The sequence below is a fragment of the Streptomyces marinisediminis genome, from assembly GCF_026262575.1.
Lineage (GTDB): Bacteria > Actinomycetota > Actinomycetes > Streptomycetales > Streptomycetaceae > Streptomyces > Streptomyces marinisediminis.
This window is the reverse complement of record NZ_JAPKFL010000005.1, coordinates 42,172-63,598: the sequence shown is the minus strand read 5'-3', so window position 1 is coordinate 63,598 and position 21,427 is coordinate 42,172. Positions and strand designations below refer to the sequence as shown.

Below are 21,427 nucleotides of genomic sequence, written 5' to 3'. Positions count from 1 at the left end.
CGCACCCGGCGTCAGCCGCCGTCGTGGTCGTGGCCCTGACCGCCGTCGTGGTCGCCGTCGTGGTCGTGCGGCGGCGTGGCGGGGCGCTCCTGGGGCGCGGGGCGCGTCCGTCCGCCGTCGTGGCCGCTGAGCACCACCGCGAGCAGGCCGACGACGACGGCACCCGCGGCGGCCCGGCCGAGCGCGCGCACCGCCCAGGCCGAGCGCGCCGCCCCGCCGTCGCCTCCCGGCGCGCGCAGCCGCTGGGACCGCCGGGCGGGCCGCAGCAGCCGCAGCAGGAGCAGCACGGCCACGGGCAGTTGCAGCAGCCACAGCACCGTGCGGGGCCACTCTCCGTACCAGACGTTGGTGCCGTACAGCAGGGTGTGCCACACGCTCAGCACGTAGACGACGAGGACGAACCGGTGCAGGCGGCGCCAGGTGGCCGGGCCGATGCGGTGCCGGGCGTAGAACAGCAGCCCCAGCGGCAGCCCGAGGTAGAGCGCGCCCTGCCCGATGGGGATGGCGATCTGGCCGGTGCCGGTGTCGTAGCCGAAGGGCACGAAGGTGTCCACGAACGCGGACCACAGCCGCGCACCCCAGGCCAACTGGGCTTCGTACCGCACGAGTTCGGCGGCGAAGAGCAGGGCGTGGGCGAACATCAGGGCGAGGGTGGTCAGGCTGGTCGTGCGGTGCCAGCGCTCCAGCGTGCCGCGGCCCACGCGCGGTCGGCCCGGCCGGGGGCCGGACAGCAGCAGGCCCAGCATGACCGTCCCCCAGGCCCACAGCAGCGCCGACCAGCCGAACGCCTGGCTGAGCAGGTACATCCAGAAGGTGGCGGGGTCGTCCATGAACGGCATGACCGCGACCGTCGCGGAGGTCCCCTCGCGCATGCGCACGTACAGCAGGACGAACACCGCGGCGGTGACGCCCACCGCCGCACCCGCGTCCGGGAGCGCCGCGCGCAGGTCCGCGGGGAGCCTGGTCCGCGGTGTGCTCCGGTGCTCGTCCGGCCGATGGGCCGCGGGCTCCTGCTCGGGTGTCGCGTCGGTGTGCATGGCTGGACCTTCCGGTGAACGGCGGACGGAAGCGGTGGTCCGAACCATTGTGGTGGTGCAGCCCCTTGATGGTGAGAGGCGGGTCGGACACACGTCCGAAAACGCTCGCCCGCACCGTTTTGGGCCTCCCACCGCCGGCGTCCCGGCCGTGCCCCACGCCGCGCGCGGCGGCGGGGCACGGGCTGGGGCGGGCGGCTGTTCGGCGTAAGGGAGGTATCAGCGCCGCGGCGGCGGGAACGCGTCTGCCGACCCGCCCGCGCGGCGGGCCGCGTATTTCCGCGGGACGACGACACGGACACCGAGGAGGCCCCTGTGGCAGACGAGCACCCGGCGCAGCCGAACCCCGCCGAGCGGTACCCGCGGCCGGACCTGCCCGCGCAGGACCAGGCGCACCCGGGCTGGACCGGGCCGATGGACCCGCCGCCCGACCACGGCGAGGACTCCTACCGCGGCAGCGGCAAGCTGGAGGGCCGCGCGGCCCTCATCACCGGAGGCGACTCGGGCATCGGCCGGGCCGTGGCGCTCGCCTTCGCCCGCGAGGGCGCCGACGTGCTGTTCACCTACCTGGAGGCGGAGGCCGAGGACGCCCGGGAGACCACGCGTCTGGTCCAGGACGCCGGGCGCCGGGCCGTCGCGGTCTCCTGCGACATCCGCGAAGAGGCCAACTGCCGCGCGCTGGTCGACCGGGCCGTGGCGGAGTTCGGGCGCATCGACGTCCTGGTGAACAACGCGGCCTTCCAGATGTCGCAGCCCGAGGGCATCGAGGCCATCACCACCGAGCAGTTCGACCGGGTGATGCGCACCAACGTCTACGGCATGTTCTGGCTGTGCAAGATGGCCGTGCCGCACATCCCCGAGGGCGGCAGCATCATCAACACCACCTCCGTGCAGGCGTTCAAGGCCAGCCCGCACCTGCTGGACTACGCGACGACCAAGGGGGCCATCGCCACGTTCACCCAGGGGCTGGCCCAGATGCTCGCCGAGCGCGGCGTACGGGTCAACGCCGTCGCCCCGGGCCCGGTGTGGACGCCGCTGATCCCGGCGACGCTGCCGGACACGGTGCAGTTCGGCAAGCAGGCACCGCTGGGCCGGCCGGCCCAGCCCGCCGAGATGGCACCGGCCTACGTCTTCCTCGCGTCCCAGCAGGCGAGCTACATCACCGGAGAGATCGTCAACGCCACCGGCGGTACGCCGATCTCCTGACCCCGCCCGGAGGACCTCGTGACCCGCACCGCACCGCCGAGCCGGCGCACCCTGCTGACCGGACTCCTGCTGCCCCCGCTGCTCGGCGCGTGCTCCCCGGCCGCGCGCCCGGCGCCGCCGTCCGGCTCCGCGGACCCGGCGGCCGGGCGGCGTCCGGAGGCCGCCCCGTTCGCCGAGCTGGAGCGCCGCTACGGCGCCCGGCTCGGCGTCTACGCCGTCAACCACCGCACCGGGGAGCGGATCGGCCACCGCCAGGGCGAGCGGTTCGCGATGTGCTCCACGTTCAAGACCTACGCGGCGGGCGCGCTCCTGCGCGAACACGCCCCCGACGGCGCGTTCTTCGCCCGGCCCGTGGCCATCGGCGCCGGGGACATCCTGCCGCACAGCCCGGTCACCCGGGAGCGGGTCGGCCAGGCGATGACCGTCGCGGAACTGTGCGAGGCGGCGGTGACGGTCAGCGACAACGCGGCCGCCAACCACCTGCTCGCCCTGCTGGGCGGCCCCGCCGGTGTCACCCGCTTCGCCCGCGCCATCGGTGACGAGGTCACCCGACTGGACCGGCGCGAGCCGGAGCTCAACAGCGCCGAGCCCGGTGACGAGCGGGACACCACCACCCCCGCCGCGATCGCCGAGGGCTACCGGGCCATGGTGCTGGGCCCGGCGCTCCCCGCGGCCGGACGCGAGCGGGTCACCGCGTGGCTGCGGGCCACCACCACGGGCACCCGCCGCATCCGGGCGGGCCTGCCCCCGTCCTGGGCCACCGGGGACAAGACGGGCTCCGGCCGCTACGGCACGCTCAACGACGTCGCCGTCACCTGGGCGCCGGACGGCACCCGGGTGGCCCTCGCCGTGCTCTCCGACCGCCGGACCCCCGACGCCGGGACCGACGAGGCGCTGCTCGCCGACGCCGCCCGCGTCGCCGTCGGCCCCCACGGCCTGGGGCTGACGGGCTGACGGACTGACCGGCTGACCGGCGCTGTGGTGGCGCCGAACACCCAGGACACCCGGGAGGTCTCGGCCCCACGGACGCCGCGGCGCCGCGCGCCACCGCGCGCGGGGCCCGTCCCGGGCCGCCCGGGACGGGCCGGGACGCGCGGGCTCCGGACACGGCGGACGTGTCCGGAGCCCGCGATCGTGCGCCGTCAGACGGACGCGGGGAAGCGGTCCCAGACCCGGTGCCGGGACAGCAGGGTGGTCACCTCGCGCAGCACGTCCGTCCCGCCGGAGCCGGTGACGACGCCGGGGGCGCCGGTGTCGATGCCGGCCGCGCGCAGCGCCTGCGTGCCGTCCGCCCAGGCGCCCAGCGCCTTGGCGTGCCGGAACGCCTCGTCGGCGAGCAGCAGCACCCGCGGGTCGGTCCCCGCGCCGGGCACCTCGACGCCGGCCCGGGCGTCGCGGGCCCCCTTGGCGTCGCCGCCGGGGGCCGGGTTGGCCGCGAACAGCAGGGCGTCGAACTCGATCGAGCGGGCGGTGGCGAAGGTGCGCTGGACGGTGAGCGCCTCCTCGCCGGTGCCGACCGTACCGCCGGTGGGCGCGATGAGCAGGGGCACCATCGAGGCGTCGAGCACCGCCTGCCGCACCTCCCGCACGGCCGACAGGTCGCTCTCCGGGTCGACGACGATGCCGATGATCCGGCCCGTGGTGGGCCACTCCTCGCCGATCTGGGCGAGCGCCGGGCTCGGTTCGACGTCCGCGAGCGGCTCGGACGCCTCCGGGGCGGGCAGGCCCAGCCCCTCGGCGACCGCGCCGCACAGCACGGGGTCGATGTTGGCCAGCACCCGGAGCTGGCGCTCCTTGACCGCCTGCTCGTAGCACTTGCCCAGTTCGAAGGTGTAGGCCGCGATGACGTGCTCCTGCTCCACCGGGGTGAGGCTGAGCCAGAAGCGCCGGGGGTGGCTGAAGTGGTCGGCGAAGGAGGCCGGTGCCTCGCGCACCTTGGCGGACGCGGCGACCTCGCGCGGCACCTCGACGTACCCGCCCACGTCCGCCCCGGCCAGGAACGGGCAGCCGCCGTCCAGCGAGTTGGGGTGGTAGGGGGCCACGCCGCGGTGGACGGCCGTCTGGTGCATGCCGTCGCGCGTCATGTCGTTGACGGGCGCGTGCGTCCGGTTGATCGGGAGCTGGGCGAAGTTGGGGCCGCCCAGCCGGGTGATCTGGGTGTCGATGTAGGAGAACAGGCGCCCGGCCAGCAGCGGGTCGTCGGTGACGTCGATGCCCGGCACCAGGTGGCCCGGGTGGAAGGCGACCTGCTCGGTCTCCGCGAAGAAGTTGCTCGGGTTGCCGTTGAGCGTCAGCAGCCCGATCGGCTGGACCGGTGCGAGCTCCTCGGGGACGATCTTGGTGGCGTCCAGCAGGTCGATGCCCTCGAACGTCTGCTCCGGGGTGTCGGGGAAGGTCTGGATGCCCAGCTCCCACTGCGGGTACGCGCCCGCCTCGATGGCGTCGGCGAGGTCGCGGCGGTGGAAGTCGGGGTCCATGCCGCTGGTGAGCTGCGCCTCCTCCCAGACCATCGAGTGCACGCCCGCCTTGGGCTTCCAGTGGAACTTCACCAGCGTCGTCGCGCCCTCGGCGTTGACCAGCCGGAAGGTGTGGACGCCGAAGCCCTCCATCGTCCGGTACGAGCGCGGGATGCCGCGGTCGGACATGTTCCACAGCGTGTGGTGCGTGGCCTCGGTGTGCAGGGAGACGAAGTCCCAGAAGGTGTCGTGGGCGCTCTGCGCCTGCGGGATCTCCCGGTCCGGGTGCGGCTTGCCGGCGTGGATGACGTCGGGGAACTTGATCGCGTCCTGGATGAAGAACACCGGGATGTTGTTCCCGACGAGGTCGAAGGTCCCCTCGGTGGTGTAGAACTTCGTCGCGAAGCCGCGGGTGTCGCGCACGGTGTCCGCCGAGCCGCGCGAGCCGAGCACCGTGGAGAACCGCGTGAACACCGGCGTCTCGACGTCCTTGGCCAAGAAGGCGGCCTTGGTGACGTTCGAGGCCGTGCCGTAGCCGACGAAGACCCCGTGCGCGGCGGCGCCGCGCGCGTGCACCACCCGCTCCGGGATGCGCTCGTGGTCGAAGTGGGTGATCTTCTCCCGCAGGTGGTGGTCCTGGAGCAGCACGGGGCCGCGCGGGCCCGCCTTCAGCGAGTGGTCGGTGTCGGGCAGCCGCAGCCCCTGGGCCGTGGTGAGCCACTCGCCGTTCTGCGCCACCGCCTCCCGGTCCACGCCGGTGGCCTTGCCGGTGGGCGTGTAGGTGTCGGGGCCGGTCTGGTCGGGCTTGGGCGGCAGCGGCTCGCGGGGCCGGGTGGGCTCCTCCAGCGGCGCGGGCTGGCTGCTCGGGGCGCCCGGCACCTCCGGTTTCTCCCCCGTGGGGCGCACCGCTTCCGCGGCCTTGTCCACGGCGGCCTTCACCGGGTTCGGCTTGTCCATGGTTCCTCCGCTTGGTGATACGGCAACGTCCCTCCAAGTGACCGGCTGCGCGCACCTGAAACGAGCCGGGCGGGTACGCCTGTGCGGCCACGCCGCGACGGGCCGCGCGGACCGGGTGGGAGGGGTGGCGAAGGAGCGGGACGGGCGGCGGGCGCCGGTCACGGGCGACGGGCGCGGGGGGACGGCGACCGTCGGCCCGGACCGGTCCGGGCCGACGGCGGCGGGGCTCACTTCCGAACCCCGTGCGGAGGTCGTCGCGTCCGCCCTCGAACCGGGGCTCGGACGCGGACCTGGCCGCTCGTCCGCACCCGTGGAGTCACACCGTGCGGGGGTGCCGAAACACCCGATTTCCCGCGCTTCGCTCCCGGCTTGACGGGCGCCGTACCGGGTACTCGGCCGGGTCGTGCGGGCCGCTGTCAGCGGCCCGCTCACCGTGTGGTTCAAGGAGGTCAGAGCATGGGTGTCCGCAACTCCGTGGTCGTGGTGACCGGCGCGTCCAGCGGCATCGGACGGGCCACGGCCGAGGCGTTCGCCAAGCAGGGCTGCGCCGTCGTGCTGGCGGCCCGCCGGGAACGTGCGCTGCGGGCGGCGGCGAAGGAGTGCGAGCGCCACCGCGGTGCGCGCACCCTGGTCGTGCCCACCGACGTCACCGACAACCAGGAGGTCGCCTGGCTGGCGCACCGCGCGCTGGAGAGGTTCGGGCGGATCGACGTGTGGGTCAACGCGGCGGCCGTCAGCGTCTTCGGTCCCTTCCAGGAGGTGCCGCTGCGGGATCTGCGCACGGTGTTCGAGGTGAACGCGCTGGGCACCGTGCACGGTGCCCGCTCGGCGCTGCGGGCGATGCGCGAGCAGGGCCACGGCACGCTGGTCAACGTCTCCTCGGTGGTCGCCGCGGTGGGTCAGCCCTACACCCACGCCTACGGCATGTCCAAGGCCGCCGTCCGCTCGCTGGGCGGCAGCCTGCGGCAAGAGCTGCGGCTGCACGGCTCGAAGGGCGTGCACGTGTGCACCGTCCTGCCCGCCTCGATCGACACGCCGCTGTTCGCCCAGGCGGCCAACTACACCGGGCACCGGGTGCGTCCGGTGCCGCCCGTCTACAGCCCGGAGCGGGTGGCCCGCGCCATCGTCGACCTGGCCCGGCGGCCCCGGCACGAGGTGGTGGTGGGGCCCGCCGGACGCGCGCTCCTGCGCGGCGCGCGCCGCTCGCCGGAGCGCACCGAGCGGCTGACCGGCCGCCGCTTCGGCAAGAGCCTCGTCTCCCGCCGGCACGCGACCGCCCCCGGCCACGGCAACCTGTACACGCCCACGCCGGGCGCGGGGAAGGTGCACGGGGGCTGGGGCGGCCGTCGGCGCACCGCCGTGCGCCGCCTGGTCCTGGTCGGCGGCGGCCTGGCCTGCGCGGCGGCCCTGGCGGCCCGCCGCCGGTGAGCCGCCCGGTGCCGTGCCGAGCCCCGCACGGCACCGGGCGCCGCGCCCGCCCGAACAGCGTGGGAAACGGAAAGGACGGGGGAGGGGCGGACCGGAGCGCAGTGCGCTCCGGTCCGCCCCTCCCCCGTCCGCCGGGGGCCGTCCCGCGCGCGGGGCGGGCGGGACGGCCCCGCGCGGCGGCTCAGGTCCGGTGGTCCTCCGTGCCCCGGCCCAGGGCGCGCATGATGTCCTGCACGTTCTCGTACGTCCGGCCGCCCGGGAGCTGCGCGGCCAGCGACACCAGTCCGTCCGGGGCGTTGTTGTCCCGCAGGGCCCGCAGCACGCCGTCGCGTTCGGCCGGGTAGAGACCCATGCCCAGGTGGCGGGCGAGGTCGTTGCGCAGCTCCACGTCGGTGGCCGTCATGCCGGGCGGCGTGCCGCCGGTGAGGGTGGTGTCCGGAGCCCGGTCCGTCTCCGGCTGGTCCTCCCCCGCGGGTTCCGCCTGGAGCGACTCGTCCGCCCGGCCGGAGCGGGCGGCCCGCAGCTCGCCCTGCATCTCCTGCTTGGCCTCGTCGTCGCGCAGCGGGCCGGTCTTGTTCGGTCCGTGCTCGGTCGTCATGGGGTCCTCTCTCCTCTTCCGGCGGGTTTCAGGCCGTCTTGGCCCGGCGCGGCCCCAGCAGCAGGCCCAGGGCCACCATGCCCACGCCCAGGCCGAAGTGCAGCCAGTCGTCCGCGGTGTTGAGCGGCACGAAGTTCGCGGCGCTCGACTTGTCGATGACCAGCCCGTAGATCCACAGCACCAGGTAGACGATCCCGCCCCCGATGAGGTAGGCCCGTGCGGTCTTGACGCTCCGGGCCATCGCCAGCCCGAGGACGCCGAAGGCCAGGTGCACGATGTTGTGCAGCACCGACACCTTGAAGACGCCCAAGAGCTGCGCCTCGGACTCGTGCCCGGCGAACCGCATCGTGTCGTAGTCGGTCGTGATGCCGGGGATGAACCCGGCCACTCCCACGAGCAGGAAGACGATGCCCAGCACCGTTGCGGCCTTCCGCACCGCACCCGTGCCGGACTCCGGGGCGTTTCGCCCCTCGACGTGAGCCATGCGGGTCACCTCCTTCTTGTCCGGATGTGCGGGTGCCGGGGTACCCGGGCACCGAAGCGCGAAACGATCGCCCGCGGGGCGTTAGGCCGCCGCCCGCCGGGGAACTCGATGGCTCCGGGCCCGGTGCGACGAAGCGCCAGGGCCTGCTGCACCCCCGTTCTAGGAGGAAGTACCGAGATGGGACACGGCGGGAACGTCATCGACGAGCTGACCACCGACCACCGCGAGGTGGAGGAGCTCTTCGGCCGGATCGAGGCGCTGCCGCCCGGTGACGGCCAGCGCAAGACCTACGCGGAGCAGGCCACCATCGAGCTGGTGCGGCACTCCGTCGCCGAGGAGGAGTACCTCTACCCGGCCGTCCGCAAGCACGTACCGGGCGGGGACTCCATCGCGGACAAGGAGATCGCCGACCACGCGGAGGTCGAGCAGGTCATGAAGGACCTGGAGCGCTGCGAGGCGGACGACCCGGAGTTCGACCGGCTCGTGGGCAAGCTGATGGCGGAGGTGCGCGAGCACGTCAGGGACGAGGAGGAGAACCTCTTCCCCGCGCTGCGCGCGTCGACCACGCCCGACGAGCTGGACCAGCTCGGCGAGAAGGTGCGCACCGCCAAGAAGACGGCGCCCACCCGGCCGCACCCGGCCGCGCCGGACACGCCGCCCGGCAACAAGCTGCTCGCGCCGGGCGCGGGCATGGTCGACCGGATGCGCGACGCGCTCTCGGGCCGCGGCAAGTCCTGACCGCGCGCGGCCCGACCGCCGCGCGGTCCGACCGCCACACGGCCTCGCGGGGGCCGGACCACGGGTCCGGCCCCCGCGGCGCGTGCGACCGCCACGTCCCCGGCGGAGCCGGCCAGGCGCCCTACCAGGACACGCGGACCTCGTCGTCCACCCGGCCCACCGACTCCATGCCCCAGCGCTCGGTGTACCGCGCGCGGATCTCCTCGATCAGCTTGTCGCTCTCCTTCGCCTTCGTGGCCGGATAGAGCAGGACCAGCTCGTAGGAGCGCTCGCTGTTGATGTCGCCGGCCCGGTCCCGCCACTGGCCGTAGCCCTCCTGCAGCGTGAGCCCGGCCGGGAAGCGCGGCGTGATCTCACTGTCCAGGAAGGCGTGGAACTGCTGTTCGGTGACGGGCGGTTCGCCGCCGTGCCGACCGGTGCCGAAGAACAGGCGGGTCTCCACGTAGGGCTCGCCCGGCGCGGGGCCCGCGCTCGGCGGCGCGCCGGACCCGGCGCGCGCCGGGGGCGCGGACTGGCCGCCCCAGGCGTTCGTCCCGGCGGCGGCCAGCGCCAGGCACAGCGCCGACGCGCAGACGGCGAGCAGGAGGACGAGCCGGGTTCGGTGGCGGCGCGGCGCTGCGGACAGGATGGACACGTTCAGGTGCTCCTTGCGGTCGGACCGTCGCTCGGACGCAGGTGTGCGTCGAGCCAGTGCACCGCCTCCCGCACCCGCGGCGGGACGGCGGGCGCGAGGTGTGGCGCGGCGAGCAGGGGTCGGTAGGCGCGGTACAGGGCGGCGACGGCGCGGCCCGAGCCGAGGGTGCGGGCGCGCGGGGCGAGCCGCGCGGCGAGTCCGCAGGCCTCGTCCCACGCCCCGCCGCGGAGCTGGGCGGCCAGGAGCTCGGCGTCGAACAGCGCCCGGAAGCCCTGCGCCCCCGTCACCGAGGTGAGCTGGTCCACCGCCCGGTGCCAGGCGCCCAGTGCGGCGTAGGTGAGGCCGAGGTGGCCCGCGGCCTCCTCCGCGTCCACCCACCAGGCCCACGCGGGATCGCGGCGACTGGGCCCGTCCAGGACCAGGCTGTGCGCCCGGCGCGCCGCCCGCAGCGCCGGCTGCGCCAGGCCCCGGCGCGCGTGCGCCTGAGCCTGGCGCAGCCGGAAGACGGCGGCGACCCGGGGCGTCAGCCGGGGCGCCGCCAGCGCGGTGTCGGCCAGCCGGAGCGCGGCACCGGGGCGGCCGAGGTGGGCGGCCTGCATGCTCAAGGTGGCGAGGGCGAGGTGCTCGCTGGCCCGGTCGCCACTGGCTCGGGCGAGGGTGAGGGCGCATCGGCTGAAACGATTCGCCCCGAGGTGGCGCTCGGCGTCGAACAGCAGCCACCCGGTCACCTGGGTGAGTTCGGCCAGCGCCGCCCCGGCGTCGCTGCCGGGGCGCAGCCCCCCGTCCGCCGGCCGGTCGGCGGCGGCCAGCGCCCGGGCGGACAGCCGGGCGGCCGCACCGGCCGCCGCGAGCGCGCCGGCGGACGCCTCCAGCGCGAGGACGCGGCGGGTGGCGCGGCGCACCCGGCAGGCGTAGGCGGCCTCGCGCGCGGCGGACGTCATGCGCGGGCTCCTCCTTCGCGTACCGGTGCGGCGTGCGCGGTCACCCGGTGCGGGAGCCGGCCGGGACGCGCGCCGGGTCCGCGGGGGCGGGACCGGCGTCCAAGAGCCTGAAATGCCGCGCGACCTGTGTCAACCACGCGACCTCCTCGGCGATGTCACCGTCCGGCGCGTGGGTGACCGGCTCCGCCGCGCCGCCGGGCGCGGTCACCCCGGCGGCGCGGGCGCGCAGGGCGCAGCGCAGCAGCAGCGCCTCGCGCGCGGTGGGCTCGGTGTCCGCGGGCAGCCCCAGGCGCGCCGCCGCGGCGCGGACGGCCGCCGGGTCCATGTAGGGACGCAGGGCCAGTTGCCCGTCGCGGATCTCGATGACGCGCCGGTAGAGGCGGTACTCCAGGTCGCGCGGCGGCACCCGGCCGAGCAGGCCCGTGCGGGGCGCGTCCAGCGCGATGCCCGGAGCCGCCTCGTACAGCGCCAGCCACAGCGGCCGCAGCCGCCGGTAGGCGCGGTAGGAGGCCGGCCAGCGCGCGGCTTCGGACAGGCGCGGGCCCCAGGAGGGCACCGTCCAGCCGACGACCTGGCAGATCGAGCCGACGCTCCCGGCGATCCAGTACAGGTCGCTCCACGGCTCGGGCAGGCCGGTGTGGAGCGCGGCGATCTGCAGGTAGCGGATCAGGCAGTAGGCCAGGATGAGCGTGCCCCCGACGGCCACCGCCCACATGCCGAACCGCAGCCACGAGCGGTTGGCGATCCCGGCGTAGCGCAGGGACAGCCGCACCGCCTCCACCTGGCCGACGGCGCAGACGGTCAGGTAGAGGGCGAAGTAGCCCGCGTAGGCGGGGTTGTGGAGGTTGAGCAGGACGGCGACCTCGGCGGTGCCCTGCCGCGTCGGCGGGTTGACGAAGAAGAACAGCACGGCCAGGGTCAGCAGCGCCGCGCCGTAGCCGAGCAGGCGGCGGCGGGCCTTGCGGCGGGCCGTGTCCGGCGGGTGCGCCCAGTGCACGAGGACGACCTGCTGGGCAGCGGTGAGGGCGACGACGAACGCCTGGCACAAGAACGTGGTGATGTTCGGGTAGTGCAGGAACGCGGCGATGTGCCCGCGCAGTTGGTCCAGCTCCACGAAGAAGCTGAGCCCGGAGCACAGGAAGTACACGCACAGGGCGATGAAGGCGGCGTCGCCGCGGTGCCGGGGCAGGGCGGGCAGCTTGTACAGGACGGCCACCAGGCCGACCAGCGCGCTGGTCCAGGACAGGATCTGGTAGGCCATGGCTCAGCCGCGCTCCTGGGGGGAGTCCAGCCCGATGACGCTCTCGATCCGGGCGATGGTGGGGCCGGCGTCGTCCGGCGGCGCCCACGTCGTCTCGGCCGAGCGGCGCTGGACGCGGGTGAGCAGCAGGGAGGCCATCAGCTCCGCCTCCTGCTCCTCGGCCGCCAGGTAGCCGCAGCGCCCCAGCATGCCCCGCACGGTGGCCGGTTCCAGGCTGGGGAAGAGCGCCTGGAGGGTGGCGTCGTCCAGCGCGCCGTCGCGGTGGTGGTCGCACAGGATGTGCGCGAGTTCGTGGGCGACGATGTGCTCTTGGTGCAGGCGGCTGGTGCGCGCCTCGTAGAGCACGACGTCCTCGGCGTGGGTGGCCAGCCACAGGCCGTAGACGCCGGTGGCGCGCAGGTCCACGGGTGCAAGGCGCACCGGGCGCGAGCGCCGCTCCCCCACCACCGCGCACAGCTCGAACACGTCGCCGACGCCGGCGCCGTCGAGCTGGAGGGCGTCCAGCATCCGGGCGCAGTCCTGGCGCAGCCGTCTGAGGTGTCGCCCTCGGTGGTGCCGTGCGTGCCTGCGAGAAGAGGCGGCGTTCATCGCGTGCTCCGTCGGCTGGTGCGGGCCTCGTCGGGAGCTCCAGCGTAGTGCGGTCGCGGGCTCCGTGGGATCGGTTCGCCGCGTCACCCGGGCGGGCCGGGCGGCGGCGGCCCGGTGCGGCGCCGGTGCGTCCCGGGTCGCGGCGGACTGCCGTGCCTCCCGGGGCCTGTCTCGGCCGCCCCTGCGCCACCTGGGCCCGCCCGGGCGCGACATGGCCGGGAAAGCGCGCCCGCCCCCCGCCCCGGCGACCGCCGGACGCGTAGCCTGGGCGGGGCGCCAGGCGAGGTGAGGAGGAGCGCCGATGGGTGACTTACGGGTGGCGATGGACATCGGGGGCACGTTCACCGATGTCGTGGTCTACGACGAGGGGACGGGGGGCTACCGCGCGGGCAAGGCCGCCACGACGCCGCAGGATCTGACGCGGGGCGTGGTGACGGCCCTGGAGTCCGTCGTGGGCCCGGGCGACGAGGTGGGTTTCCTGGTGCACGGCACCACTCAGGGGCTCAACGCCCTGCTCCAGCGGACCGGGGCCCGCGTCCTGCTGCTGGCCAGTGCGGGCGCGGCCGACACCTACCACATCGCGCGCGGCCCGCGCGAGCGGCTGTACGACCTGCACTACCGCAAGCCCGAACCGCTGGTGCCGCTGCGGGACGTCGTGGCCGTGGGCGGGCGGCTGGACGCGGCGGGCGCGGAGATCGAGCCGCTGGACGAGGACGCGGTGCGCCGGGCCGCCGCGCGGTTCCGCGCCGAAGGCTTCACCGCCCTCGCCGTGGGCTACCTGTTCAGCCACGTCAACCCCGCCCACGAGCTGCGCACCCGGGAGCTGCTCGTCCAGGAGCTGGGCGAGGACCTCACCGTGTCGCTCTCGCACGAGGCGGCCAACGAGTGGCGCGAGTACGAGCGGACCTCGTCGGCGGTGCTGGAGGCGTACATCGGCCCGGTGGTGCAGCACTACCTGACCGGGCTCACCGGCACGCTCACGCGGCGGAAGGCGACGGCCGGGGCGCCGCTGCACGTGATGCAGTCCTCCGGCGGCGTGATCAGCGCGGAGACCGCGCGCCGGCGCCCGCTGCAGACGCTGCTGTCCGGGCCGGTCGGCGGCACGATGGGCGGGGTCGCCCTGGCCCGCACGCTGCGGCGGCCGAACCTCGTCTGCGTGGACATGGGCGGCACCTCCTTCGACGTGTCCCTGGTGGTCGACGGCGCTCCGGACGTGGCCGCCGAGGCCCGGCTGGAGGGCCTGCCGGTGCTGATGAGCGTGGTGGACATCCACACGATCGGCGCGGGCGGCGGCTCGGTGGCGTACACCGAGGCGGGCGGGCTGCGGGTGGGCCCGCGCTCGGCCGGCGCCGACCCGGGGCCGGTCTGCTACGGGCGCGGCGGCACCGAACCGACGGTCACCGACGCCAACCTGGTGCTGGGCCGGCTGGACGGCGCCGGGTTCGCGGGGGGCCGGCTGCCGCTGGACGCCGACCGGGCCGAGGGGGCGCTCGGCGCGCTGGGCGAGCGGCTCGGCCTCTCGGCGCGGGCCATGGCCGAGGGCGTGTGCGACGTGGCCAACGCCAAGATGGCGCAGGCCATCCGCACGATCACGGTCTCGCGCGGCATCGAGCCGAATCGTTTCTCTTTGGTCGCCTTCGGAGGCGCGGGTCCGATGCACAGCGTCTTCCTGGCCCGGGAGCTGGGCATCGGGGAGGTCATCGTGCCGCGCTTCCCCGGCGCGCTGTCCGCCTGGGGCATGCTCCAGACCGAGATCCGGCGCGACTTCGCCGAGCCCTACCTCAGTCGGGACGCCGACCTGGACGGCGCCGACCTCGCGGCCCGGCTGACCCGGGCCGCCGAGCGGGCGCTGCGCTCGCTGGACAGCGAGGGCGTCCCCGCCGACCGCCGCCGCGCCCGGGCCTTCGTCGACATCCGCTACGCCGCGCAGGAGTACACCCTCACGGTGCCGCTGACGAGCCCGGAGGAGCCCGCGGGCGCGGACTTCCCCCGCGTCGTCGCCGAACGGTTCGCCGCCCAGCACCGGGAGCGGTACGGGCACGCCAACCCCGGCGCGCCGATCGAGTTCACCACCCTGCGGGTCACCGCGCTCGGCGACCTCGGACGCGCCGCGCCGGAGCCGCTGGCCGCCGCCTCGGACCCCGCGTTCCCCGTACGGCACCGGCCGGTCGTCTTCGGCGGGGCGCCCGAGCGCACGGCGGTGGTGGCGCGCGCGGACCTGCGCGCCGGGCACGCCTTCGCGGGGCCCGCCGTCGTCACCGAACCGACGGCCACCACGGTCGTGCCGCCCGGCCACCGCGTCGCGGTGGACGCCTTCGGCTCGCTCGTCGTCCAGGAGGAGGCCGCGTGAACGGCGCGAACGCAAGCGCGGGCGACCCGCGGCACCACCCGGGCGCCCGGGGCCGGGACGGCGCCGCGGACGGCGCGGAGCACGCGCCGGGGCCGGCGGTGGACCCGGTCACCGTGGAGATCGTGCGCAACGCGCTCATCGCCGCGGCGGACGACATGAACGCCACCTTGATGCGCTCGGCCTACACGCCGGTCATCTACGAGTGCGGCGACTGCGTGGTGGCGCTGCTGGACGACGAGCACCAGGTGCTCGGCCAGTCCGCCGGGCTGCCCATCTTCCTGGGCAACCTGGAGAGCTGCACGAGGGCGACCGAGGAGCGGTTCGGCCGGGACGCGTGGCGGCCGGGGGACGTGTGGATCCTCAACGACAGCTACCTGGGCGGGACGCACCTGAACGACGTCACCATCTTCGGCCCGGTGTTCGTCGGCGGGGAGCTGGCCGGGTTCACCGCCACCCGGGCGCACTGGATCGACGTCGGCTCCAAGGACCCGGGCGGGTCGATGGACTCGGTGACGATCTTCCAGGAGGGCCTGCGCATGGGCCCGCAGAAGCTGGTGGCCGGCGGGCACGAGGTGCCCGGCGTCGTCGACACCATCGCCACCAACGTCCGCTTCCCCTACCCGACGACCGGTGACATGAACGCCATGGTCGCCACCATCCGCATGGGACAGGTGCGGCTGGCCCAGATCGTCGAACGCTTCGGCCTGGCGACGGTGCGGGCGGCGCGCGAGGAGATCTTCCGGCAGACCGAGGCGCTGGAGCGCGCGGTGATCGCGCGCATCCCGGACGGCGTGTACACCGCCGAGGGGTTCCTGGACAACGACGGCATCGACCTGGACACCCCGGTCGCGGTGCGGCTGCGCGTCACCGTGGCGGGCTCGGAGCTCACCTTCGACGTCACCGAGTCCGCCGACCAGACCACCGGCCCGGTCAACTGCGGGGTGGCCCAGGCGGTCTCGGCGTGCCGGGTGGGCTACAAGCTGCTGGTGAGCCCGGACGTGCCGGGCAACGGCGGCTCGTTCCGGCCGCTGCACGTGCGGGTGCGGGAGGGATCGGTCTTCGGCGCCCGGCCGCCCGCGGCCTGCCAGTGGTACTTCTCGCACCTGGGGCTGCTGATCGACCTGGTGGCCAAGGCGCTGGCCCCGGCGCTGCCCGACCGGGTGGCCGCGGCCAGCCACGGCGACTCGATGGTGGTGATGTTCGCGGGCACCGACCCCCGCGTGGCGCGCGACTACGTCAGCTTGGAGGCGACGCTGGGCGGCTGGGGCGCCTGGCGCGGGTCGGACGGGCAGGACGCGCTGATCAACAACGTCAACGGCTCGCTCAAGGACCTGCCGGTGGAGGTGTTCGAGGCGCGGTACCCGCTGCGCGTGACCCACTACGGCATCCGGCCCGACTCCGGTGGTCCGGGGCGCTGGCGGGGCGGCAACGGGGTGGTGCGCGAGTACACGGCGCTGGCGGACTGCACCGTCTCGCTGTGGTTCGAGCGCTCGGTGACCCCCGCCTGGGGGCTGGCCGGCGGGCGGGACGCGGTCGGGCCCGAGGTGGTCGTCAACCCCGGGCGGCCGGACGAGCGGCGGATGCTCAAGTGCAACGGGCTGCCGCTGCGCGCCGGTGACGTGGTGCGCTGCGCCACCGGCGGGGGCGGCGGGTACGGCGACGCCGCCGAGCGCGCACCGGAGGCGGTGCGGGCGGACGTGCTGGACCGGCAGGTCTCCCCCGGGTACGCCGCCCGCGTCTACGGGGTCTCAGACCCCGTCCCCGGCGCCGGTGCTGAGGAGGGCGTGGCAGGCCAGGTGCAAAGCTAGCCGGTCGTCGGGCGCGTCCGGGTCCACGCCGCGGGCCCGGATGCGCTCCAGCCGGCCGAGCACGGTGTTGCGGTGCACGCCCAGCCGCGCCGCGGCGGCCCCGGTGGAGCCCGCGCAGTCCAGGAAGGCGGCCAGCGTCGTCAGCAGCACCGGGGACTTGGCGTCGGTCAGCAGCGGGGCTAGCAGCGTGCGCGCCGCGGCGGCGACGTCGGCGACCGGCAGCGCGGCCAGCACCGCGCGCGGTCCGAGGCTGCCGTACCGCTCCACCGTCCCGCCGCCCAGCCGGCCGGCCGCGGCGGCGGCGAGCTTGGCCTCGCCGACCGAGCGGCGCAGCCCCTCCACGCCCTCGCCCCCCTCACCGACGCCCGCGACCAGCGGCAGCGGTATGCGGGCCTGGGCGAGCCTGCGCCGCACCAGCCGGACGACCTGTTCGACGTCGGTCCCGGTGAACCAGGTGGTCCAGCCCTCCGGCCCGGGCACCAGCGGGGCGGCGAAGCGGCCGGTCTGCCAGGCGGCGATGACGCCGGGGGCGACGCCGTCGAGGTCCGTGGAGCCGGGACGGGCCGGGCGGAGCTGGACGGCCACGTGCCGCCCGTCCACCGGCCACCCGGCCTCCCGGGCGATCTGCTCGGCGGGCAGCCCCCCGCCGTCGGCGGCCCGGCCGCCCTCGGGACCCCGCCGCCCGTCGGCCGTGGCCGCCGGTTCCCCGGGCGGGCAGGTCTCCCCGCGCAGCAGGGTCTCCAGCAGCAGCCGGTCCCGGCCGGCCTGGTGCGACAGGGACAGCCGCACCCCGGCCCCGGCCGCCGTGATCGGGGCCCGGGCCAGCTCCAGGATGGTGGTGACGGTCTCCGCCCAGGCCGGCGCGGACTCGTTGAGCTGGGCGACGAGCACCGCCCAGGGCCGCCCCTCGGGGCCGGGCACCGGCACGGTGACCCGCTGGCCCTCGGCGGGCGCCGCGTCCTGCGGCCCGCCGGCGGCCGCCCGGCCGGCCAGCAGGTAGCCGTCGTGGGTGAGCAGCGCGGCGACGGCGCCGGGCACCTCGGCGTTGATGACGCCGACGATGCCGCGCAGGCTGGAGCGCTGCCCGAACAGCACGGCGCAGCGGGCGATCAGCCGGGCCCGGGCCGCGTCGGTGTCGGCGATGGCGACGGCCAGGTCCAGCGCCAGCCGCGGCGGGTCGGCCACCGACAGCAGCGGCATGCGCAGGCGTTCGGCGAGCTGCGGGGTGGAGCCGGTGACCGGGATCGCCGAGGGCGCCACCACGCAGGAGGCGTTGCGCTCCCAGGCGAACCGCAGCGCCGCCTCCAGCGCCCAGCTCCCCTGGGCGGCGGCCGGGTGCAGCACCATCGCCGTCTGCGGGGTGCAGCGGCGGGCCTGGTCGAGATCGGAGACGAGGCTGACCCCGGTGACCGGCCGGTCCAGGTGGGCGTCGGCGTACGTGCGGGCGCCGCTGAGCGGGCCGAAGCGCACCAACTCGGCCACGGTCAGCGCCTCCGAGGGCCGGCTGGGGCTCATCGACTGCCTTCCTCGTTCGGGTGGCGCACCGGGAAGCCGAAGGCGCGCGGCCCGGCCAGGGCGAGTCCGGCGGCGCTGTGCCACATCGGCGCGGCCGGGACCACCAGGACGTCCACATGGTCCCCCACGGCGACGCCCTCCAGGCCGACGGGGCGCAGCTCCTGACGGTCCAGCAGGCACACCACGTCCGGCACGGCGGCGACGACGGCGCCGTCGATCAGCGCCAGCAGGATCTCGTTCTGCGCCTCCAGCCGCACCACCGGGCCGTCGGCCGCCGGGTCGGAGACCACGATGCTGGTCGGCATCGAAGGGTACTGCTGGGCGGACGCGGTGGGGTGGGGCAGGTCGAGCGCCGTCACCCGGCCGCTGGCCAGCAGCCGGGCGCCGACGGTGCGGGCCAGCCCGGCCAGGACGGCGGGGTGGCGGGTCTGGGTGGTGAGCAGCTCGCCCATCCGCATGATGCGGCTGGTGGAGCCGCGGATGGCGGCGTGGCGGAGCTGCCCGGCCGTCGCCGGGTACATCGCGCAGGTCATCAGGCCGCCCGCGGCGTCGACGACACCGCGCAGCAGCGGGTCGGCGCGGGCCGTGGAGGTCTCCAGCAGCACGCTGTCCCCGGCGGCGCTGACGGCGGCGAGCGGGGTGATGGGCAGCCCGGCGAGCGCGTAGGTGGTCTGGTGGATGAGCGGCAGGATGCGGCCCATCCCGTCGCAGTCCACCAGCGGCAGGCCCAGCGCGGCCGCCGCGGCCAGGGGGACGAGCGCGTTGGGCCCGGCGGCGTTGAGCGCCACGACCGCGTCCAGGCGCTGGCCCGTGCGGTCCTGGAGCGCGTGCACCGCGGCGGCGAACTCGTCGCCGCTGAAAGGCAGTTCCATCAGCGGGGCGAAGCCGCCGACGGCGCCGACGGCGGCGCAGCGGGCGTCGGGCGAGAGCCCGTCCAGCGGCATGAGCGGGACGGGTCCGTGGCGTTCGAGGAGGGCGGCCACGCACAGCGCCAGCCCGTCCAGTCCGCCCGCGCCGCGGCCGGAGCTGAGCAGCTCGTTCCCGGCGACCAGCAGGGGTACGTCGGCGGCGGCGATGTGCCGCAGCGGTGCGGCGTCGGTCACGGGGCGGCCTCCGTGGCCGGGGCGCTGCCCGCCCGTATCTGGAGCCGGTAGATGCGCAGGTAGCCCACGGCCGTGGCGGAGGAGCGCACGATGCGGGCGGCGCCGGGCTCCGCGCCGTGCGCGGCGACCAGGCCCAGGGCGCGCTGCTCGGCCTCCCGCTGCACGTCGGGCAGCGTCTGTCCGGAGCCGACCGGGACGAGCAGGTCGAGCCAGGCGCCCGGCTCGGTGCAGGCGGCCCCCGTGGCGGCGAGGTCGGCCTCGGGACGCAGCAGCACGGCGCGGCCGTGCGCCGTGCGCCGCAGCTCCTCCGCGACGCGGCCGCCCGGCTCGTCCAGCGCCGCGAGCACGTCGGTGGTGTGCCGGCTGCGTCCGGCCAGCAGCGCGGGGCCGCCCGTGCGGGCGGGCACGGTGGTCAGAACGGGCTGGGGCGCCGCGGTCCGGACGCCGCCGATGCCCGGCAGGTCCGCCTCGACGTGCGGCAGCCCCTCGCGGACCTGGCCGACGGTGAGCGTGCCGCCCGTGACGAGCAGCACCAGGGCGTCGGCGCCGCCGGCGAGCCGGGCGGCGGCGATGAGGGCGGCCGCCTCGGTCGCGGCGAGCCCCAGCACGGGCAGCCAGCTCAGGCGGCGGGCCGAGACCCGGCCGCCGTCGCCGGTGGCGAACCAGCAGGCCGGCGCCCCCGGCAGCGCCCGGGTGACCTGTTCGCACCCGGTGACCAGGGCGTCGGCCGGGTCGAGCAGGGCGGCGTTGAAGACGGTCGTGGCCTCGCGTTCGAGCAGGCCCAGCCCGCCGGTCTCGTGGGACAGGCACAGCCGCAGGTGCGGGAAGCGGCCCAGGATGGCGGCGGCGGCCTCCAGTTCGTGTTCCGGGCGGGCGGTGGCCCCGGTGGCGGTGACGGCGACGGTGGTGATCCCGGCCCCGCTGAGCGCCTCCGCGCGGCGCAGGACGGCGGCCACGTCCAGCGGGGCCAGTTCGGTGCCGAACAGGTCGTGTCCGCCGGGGGCGGTGCCGCGCCCGGCGACCAGCGCCCGCACGAGGGCGGCCGGGTGGCCGCCGGCGGCGGGCACGGCCGGTGGCCGGGGCACCAGCCGCAGCGCGCCCACCGGCGGAGTGGCCCCGCCCTCGGCGGGCGAGGTCAGCGCGGCGGCGAGGCGGGCGGAGACGTCCCAGGTCACCGAGGTGACCTGGGCGGGCGCGGCGGGCAGCAGCGCGCGCAGCACCCGGGCCGCCTCCGCGGGGAGCGCCGCCGCGCCCGGGGCGCCGAGGCAGGCGGTGGCGGAGCCGCGGACGCGCTCGCCGTCGAGCAGCGCGGCGCGGAGCTCGCGGGCGCCCAGCCGGACCCCGATGCGCATGCGTTCCCTCCGTACGGGCCGTGGCGGCGGTGCGCGCGCGTCACGACGTCCAGCGGTAGTACTGACCGTCCACGTCCCGCGCGTGGTACGCGGGGTCCCGCGGGTCCAACCCGTGGGACCCGTGGGGCCCCTGGGGCGATTCTTGCGGACCTACGGCGCCGTAGGGTACGCCCTCGACGGACGGGTCGAAGCCGGGGGCGTCGGCGGGACGGCCCGGGGGCGTGCGCCGGCGCAGCGAGCGGACGCGGCAGAGGGTGTCGTAGAGGGTGTGGCCGTCGGTGAGCACCCCGGGCGTCTCCGGCGGCCGGAGCCAGAAGCGGGCGGCGCAGGGGCGGTAGTCCACGCCGTCGCCGTCGACCGTGCTGCACCGGGTGGAGCGGCGGCGGCACAGCGCGCTGGGCGGCGGCCACTGCCACGGCCCGTCCTCGGGGGTGATGGGGATGTGGGCGAGCTCGTGGACGAGGCAGATGAGCACCGCCCCCACGTCGGCGCCGTGGTGGCGCATGGCCAGCAGCGACTCCACGGCGCTGCCGCGCGGGGCCTGCACCACGCTCCCCTGGTAGCCGCGCAGTTCGGCCGGGGGCGCCTCGCCGAAGCTGACGAGCCACGGTAAGGGCGACGCGGCGATCACGAGGCGCTCCCCGGCGGACGGCGCGCGGCACGGACCCGGACGCGGGCATGGGAGTGGACCCGGGCGCGCGCGGCGGGACGGCGGAGCGCGCGCGGGCCTGTTCCGTCACGGCGTGCGCGGCGGTACGGTGACTGCTCGACCATCCTCTGCATGACTGCCCCCAGCGGTGCGGCGCAGCTCCCGCCGCCGGCGGCGGTGGGCAGCGCTGCGCGTGTACGGTGCACGGTCGCCACGGACGCTAGTGGGGCACCGGGCACCACCCCTGTGCACGCCGCACACCTGCCGCACCGCATCCTGGGCGCACCGCCCACCCGGGGCCGCGGAGGCGGTCGCTCCACCGGAA

Annotated in this window: 18 protein-coding genes; 6 read left to right on the top strand and 12 right to left on the bottom strand. The window is 76.2% G+C overall.

From position 1 onward, the window contains the following. Positions 1-11 precede the first annotated feature (11 nt). A complete protein-coding gene (locus tag OSB71_RS05725) occupies positions 12-1,037 on the bottom strand; it encodes a ferric reductase-like transmembrane domain-containing protein (protein ID WP_265944889.1) in 1,026 nt (341 codons plus the stop codon). A gap of 312 nt (positions 1,038-1,349) precedes the next feature. Here OSB71_RS05725 and OSB71_RS05720 point away from each other — a divergent pair, with 312 nt between their 5' ends. Further along, positions 1,350-2,240 carry an SDR family oxidoreductase gene (locus OSB71_RS05720; RefSeq protein ID WP_265944887.1) on the top strand — a complete coding sequence of 297 codons (891 nt, stop codon included), beginning with the start codon at positions 1,350-1,352 and terminating at the stop codon, positions 2,238-2,240. 18 nt (positions 2,241-2,258) lie between these two features. After that, entirely contained in the window at positions 2,259-3,194 is a 936-nt protein-coding gene (gene bla / locus OSB71_RS05715; RefSeq protein ID WP_265944884.1) for a class A beta-lactamase, read from the top strand. 188 nt (positions 3,195-3,382) lie between these two features. Here bla and OSB71_RS05710 read toward each other — a convergent pair whose 3' ends face one another. Next, on the bottom strand, positions 3,383-5,653 hold the full coding sequence (locus tag OSB71_RS05710) for a catalase (protein WP_265944882.1): 2,271 nt from the start codon (positions 5,651-5,653) through the stop codon (positions 3,383-3,385). Between the two features lie 456 nt (positions 5,654-6,109). Here OSB71_RS05710 and OSB71_RS05705 point away from each other — a divergent pair, with 456 nt between their 5' ends. Beyond that, complete coding sequence (locus tag OSB71_RS05705; RefSeq protein ID WP_265944879.1) at positions 6,110-7,081, top strand: SDR family oxidoreductase; 972 nt, start codon at positions 6,110-6,112, stop codon at positions 7,079-7,081. Positions 7,082-7,262: 181 nt separating this feature from the next. Here OSB71_RS05705 and OSB71_RS05700 read toward each other — a convergent pair whose 3' ends face one another. Further along, complete coding sequence (locus OSB71_RS05700; RefSeq protein WP_265944877.1) at positions 7,263-7,679, bottom strand: DUF2795 domain-containing protein; 417 nt, start codon at positions 7,677-7,679, stop codon at positions 7,263-7,265. 28 nt (positions 7,680-7,707) lie between these two features. Next, positions 7,708-8,163 (bottom strand): DUF4383 domain-containing protein, encoded by a 456-nt coding sequence (locus tag OSB71_RS05695; protein ID WP_265944875.1) that lies wholly within the window; start codon positions 8,161-8,163, stop codon positions 7,708-7,710. 177 nt (positions 8,164-8,340) lie between these two features. Here OSB71_RS05695 and OSB71_RS05690 point away from each other — a divergent pair, with 177 nt between their 5' ends. Then, complete coding sequence (locus OSB71_RS05690) at positions 8,341-8,901, top strand: hemerythrin domain-containing protein (RefSeq protein ID WP_265944873.1); 561 nt, start codon at positions 8,341-8,343, stop codon at positions 8,899-8,901. A 121-nt stretch (positions 8,902-9,022) separates the two neighbouring features. Here OSB71_RS05690 and OSB71_RS05685 read toward each other — a convergent pair whose 3' ends face one another. The 4 genes from OSB71_RS05685 to OSB71_RS05670 are packed head-to-tail and all read right to left on the bottom strand — an operon-like array spanning position 9,023 to position 12,244. After that, positions 9,023-9,535 carry a DUF3574 domain-containing protein gene (locus OSB71_RS05685; protein WP_265944872.1) on the bottom strand — a complete coding sequence of 171 codons (513 nt, stop codon included), beginning with the start codon at positions 9,533-9,535 and terminating at the stop codon, positions 9,023-9,025. Between the two features lie 2 nt (positions 9,536-9,537). Beyond that, positions 9,538-10,476 carry an NsdA family TPR-like regulatory protein gene (locus OSB71_RS05680; protein WP_265944870.1) on the bottom strand — a complete coding sequence of 313 codons (939 nt, stop codon included), beginning with the start codon at positions 10,474-10,476 and terminating at the stop codon, positions 9,538-9,540. A 40-nt stretch (positions 10,477-10,516) separates the two neighbouring features. Beyond that, complete coding sequence (locus tag OSB71_RS05675) at positions 10,517-11,737, bottom strand: MAB_1171c family putative transporter (RefSeq protein ID WP_265944868.1); 1,221 nt, start codon at positions 11,735-11,737, stop codon at positions 10,517-10,519. Positions 11,738-11,740: 3 nt separating this feature from the next. Next, positions 11,741-12,244: an ImmA/IrrE family metallo-endopeptidase gene (locus OSB71_RS05670; RefSeq protein ID WP_265944866.1), complete on the bottom strand. Its 504-nt coding sequence runs from the start codon at positions 12,242-12,244 to the stop codon at positions 11,741-11,743. A 382-nt stretch (positions 12,245-12,626) separates the two neighbouring features. Between OSB71_RS05670 and OSB71_RS05665 the strand changes: the two genes are divergently transcribed. Then, positions 12,627-14,675, top strand: a complete 2,049-nt coding sequence (locus tag OSB71_RS05665; RefSeq protein WP_265944864.1) for a hydantoinase/oxoprolinase family protein — start codon at positions 12,627-12,629, stop codon at positions 14,673-14,675. Beyond that, positions 14,672-16,483, top strand: a complete 1,812-nt coding sequence (locus tag OSB71_RS05660) for a hydantoinase B/oxoprolinase family protein (protein WP_265944862.1) — start codon at positions 14,672-14,674, stop codon at positions 16,481-16,483. Before OSB71_RS05665 ends, OSB71_RS05660 begins: the two co-directional genes overlap by 4 nt. Here OSB71_RS05660 and OSB71_RS05655 read toward each other — a convergent pair. From OSB71_RS05655 to OSB71_RS05640, 4 genes are read right to left on the bottom strand one after another with little or no spacing between them, the layout of a single operon-like run. Then, the gene (locus OSB71_RS05655; protein WP_265944860.1) at positions 16,424-17,998 is read right to left on the bottom strand and encodes a PucR family transcriptional regulator; all 1,575 of its coding nucleotides are present in this window, start codon (positions 17,996-17,998) and stop codon (positions 16,424-16,426) included. The two genes, OSB71_RS05660 and OSB71_RS05655, sit on opposite strands and share 60 nt — an antisense overlap. Further along, positions 17,995-19,101: a DUF917 domain-containing protein gene (locus tag OSB71_RS05650; protein ID WP_265944858.1), complete on the bottom strand. Its 1,107-nt coding sequence runs from the start codon at positions 19,099-19,101 to the stop codon at positions 17,995-17,997. Before OSB71_RS05650 ends, OSB71_RS05655 begins: the two co-directional genes overlap by 4 nt. Beyond that, positions 19,098-20,453 carry a hydantoinase/oxoprolinase family protein gene (locus OSB71_RS05645; RefSeq protein WP_265944856.1) on the bottom strand — a complete coding sequence of 452 codons (1,356 nt, stop codon included), beginning with the start codon at positions 20,451-20,453 and terminating at the stop codon, positions 19,098-19,100. Before OSB71_RS05645 ends, OSB71_RS05650 begins: the two co-directional genes overlap by 4 nt. 40 nt (positions 20,454-20,493) lie before the next feature. Next, on the bottom strand, positions 20,494-21,084 hold the full coding sequence (locus tag OSB71_RS05640) for a hypothetical protein (RefSeq protein WP_265944854.1): 591 nt from the start codon (positions 21,082-21,084) through the stop codon (positions 20,494-20,496). Positions 21,085-21,427 lie beyond the last annotated feature (343 nt).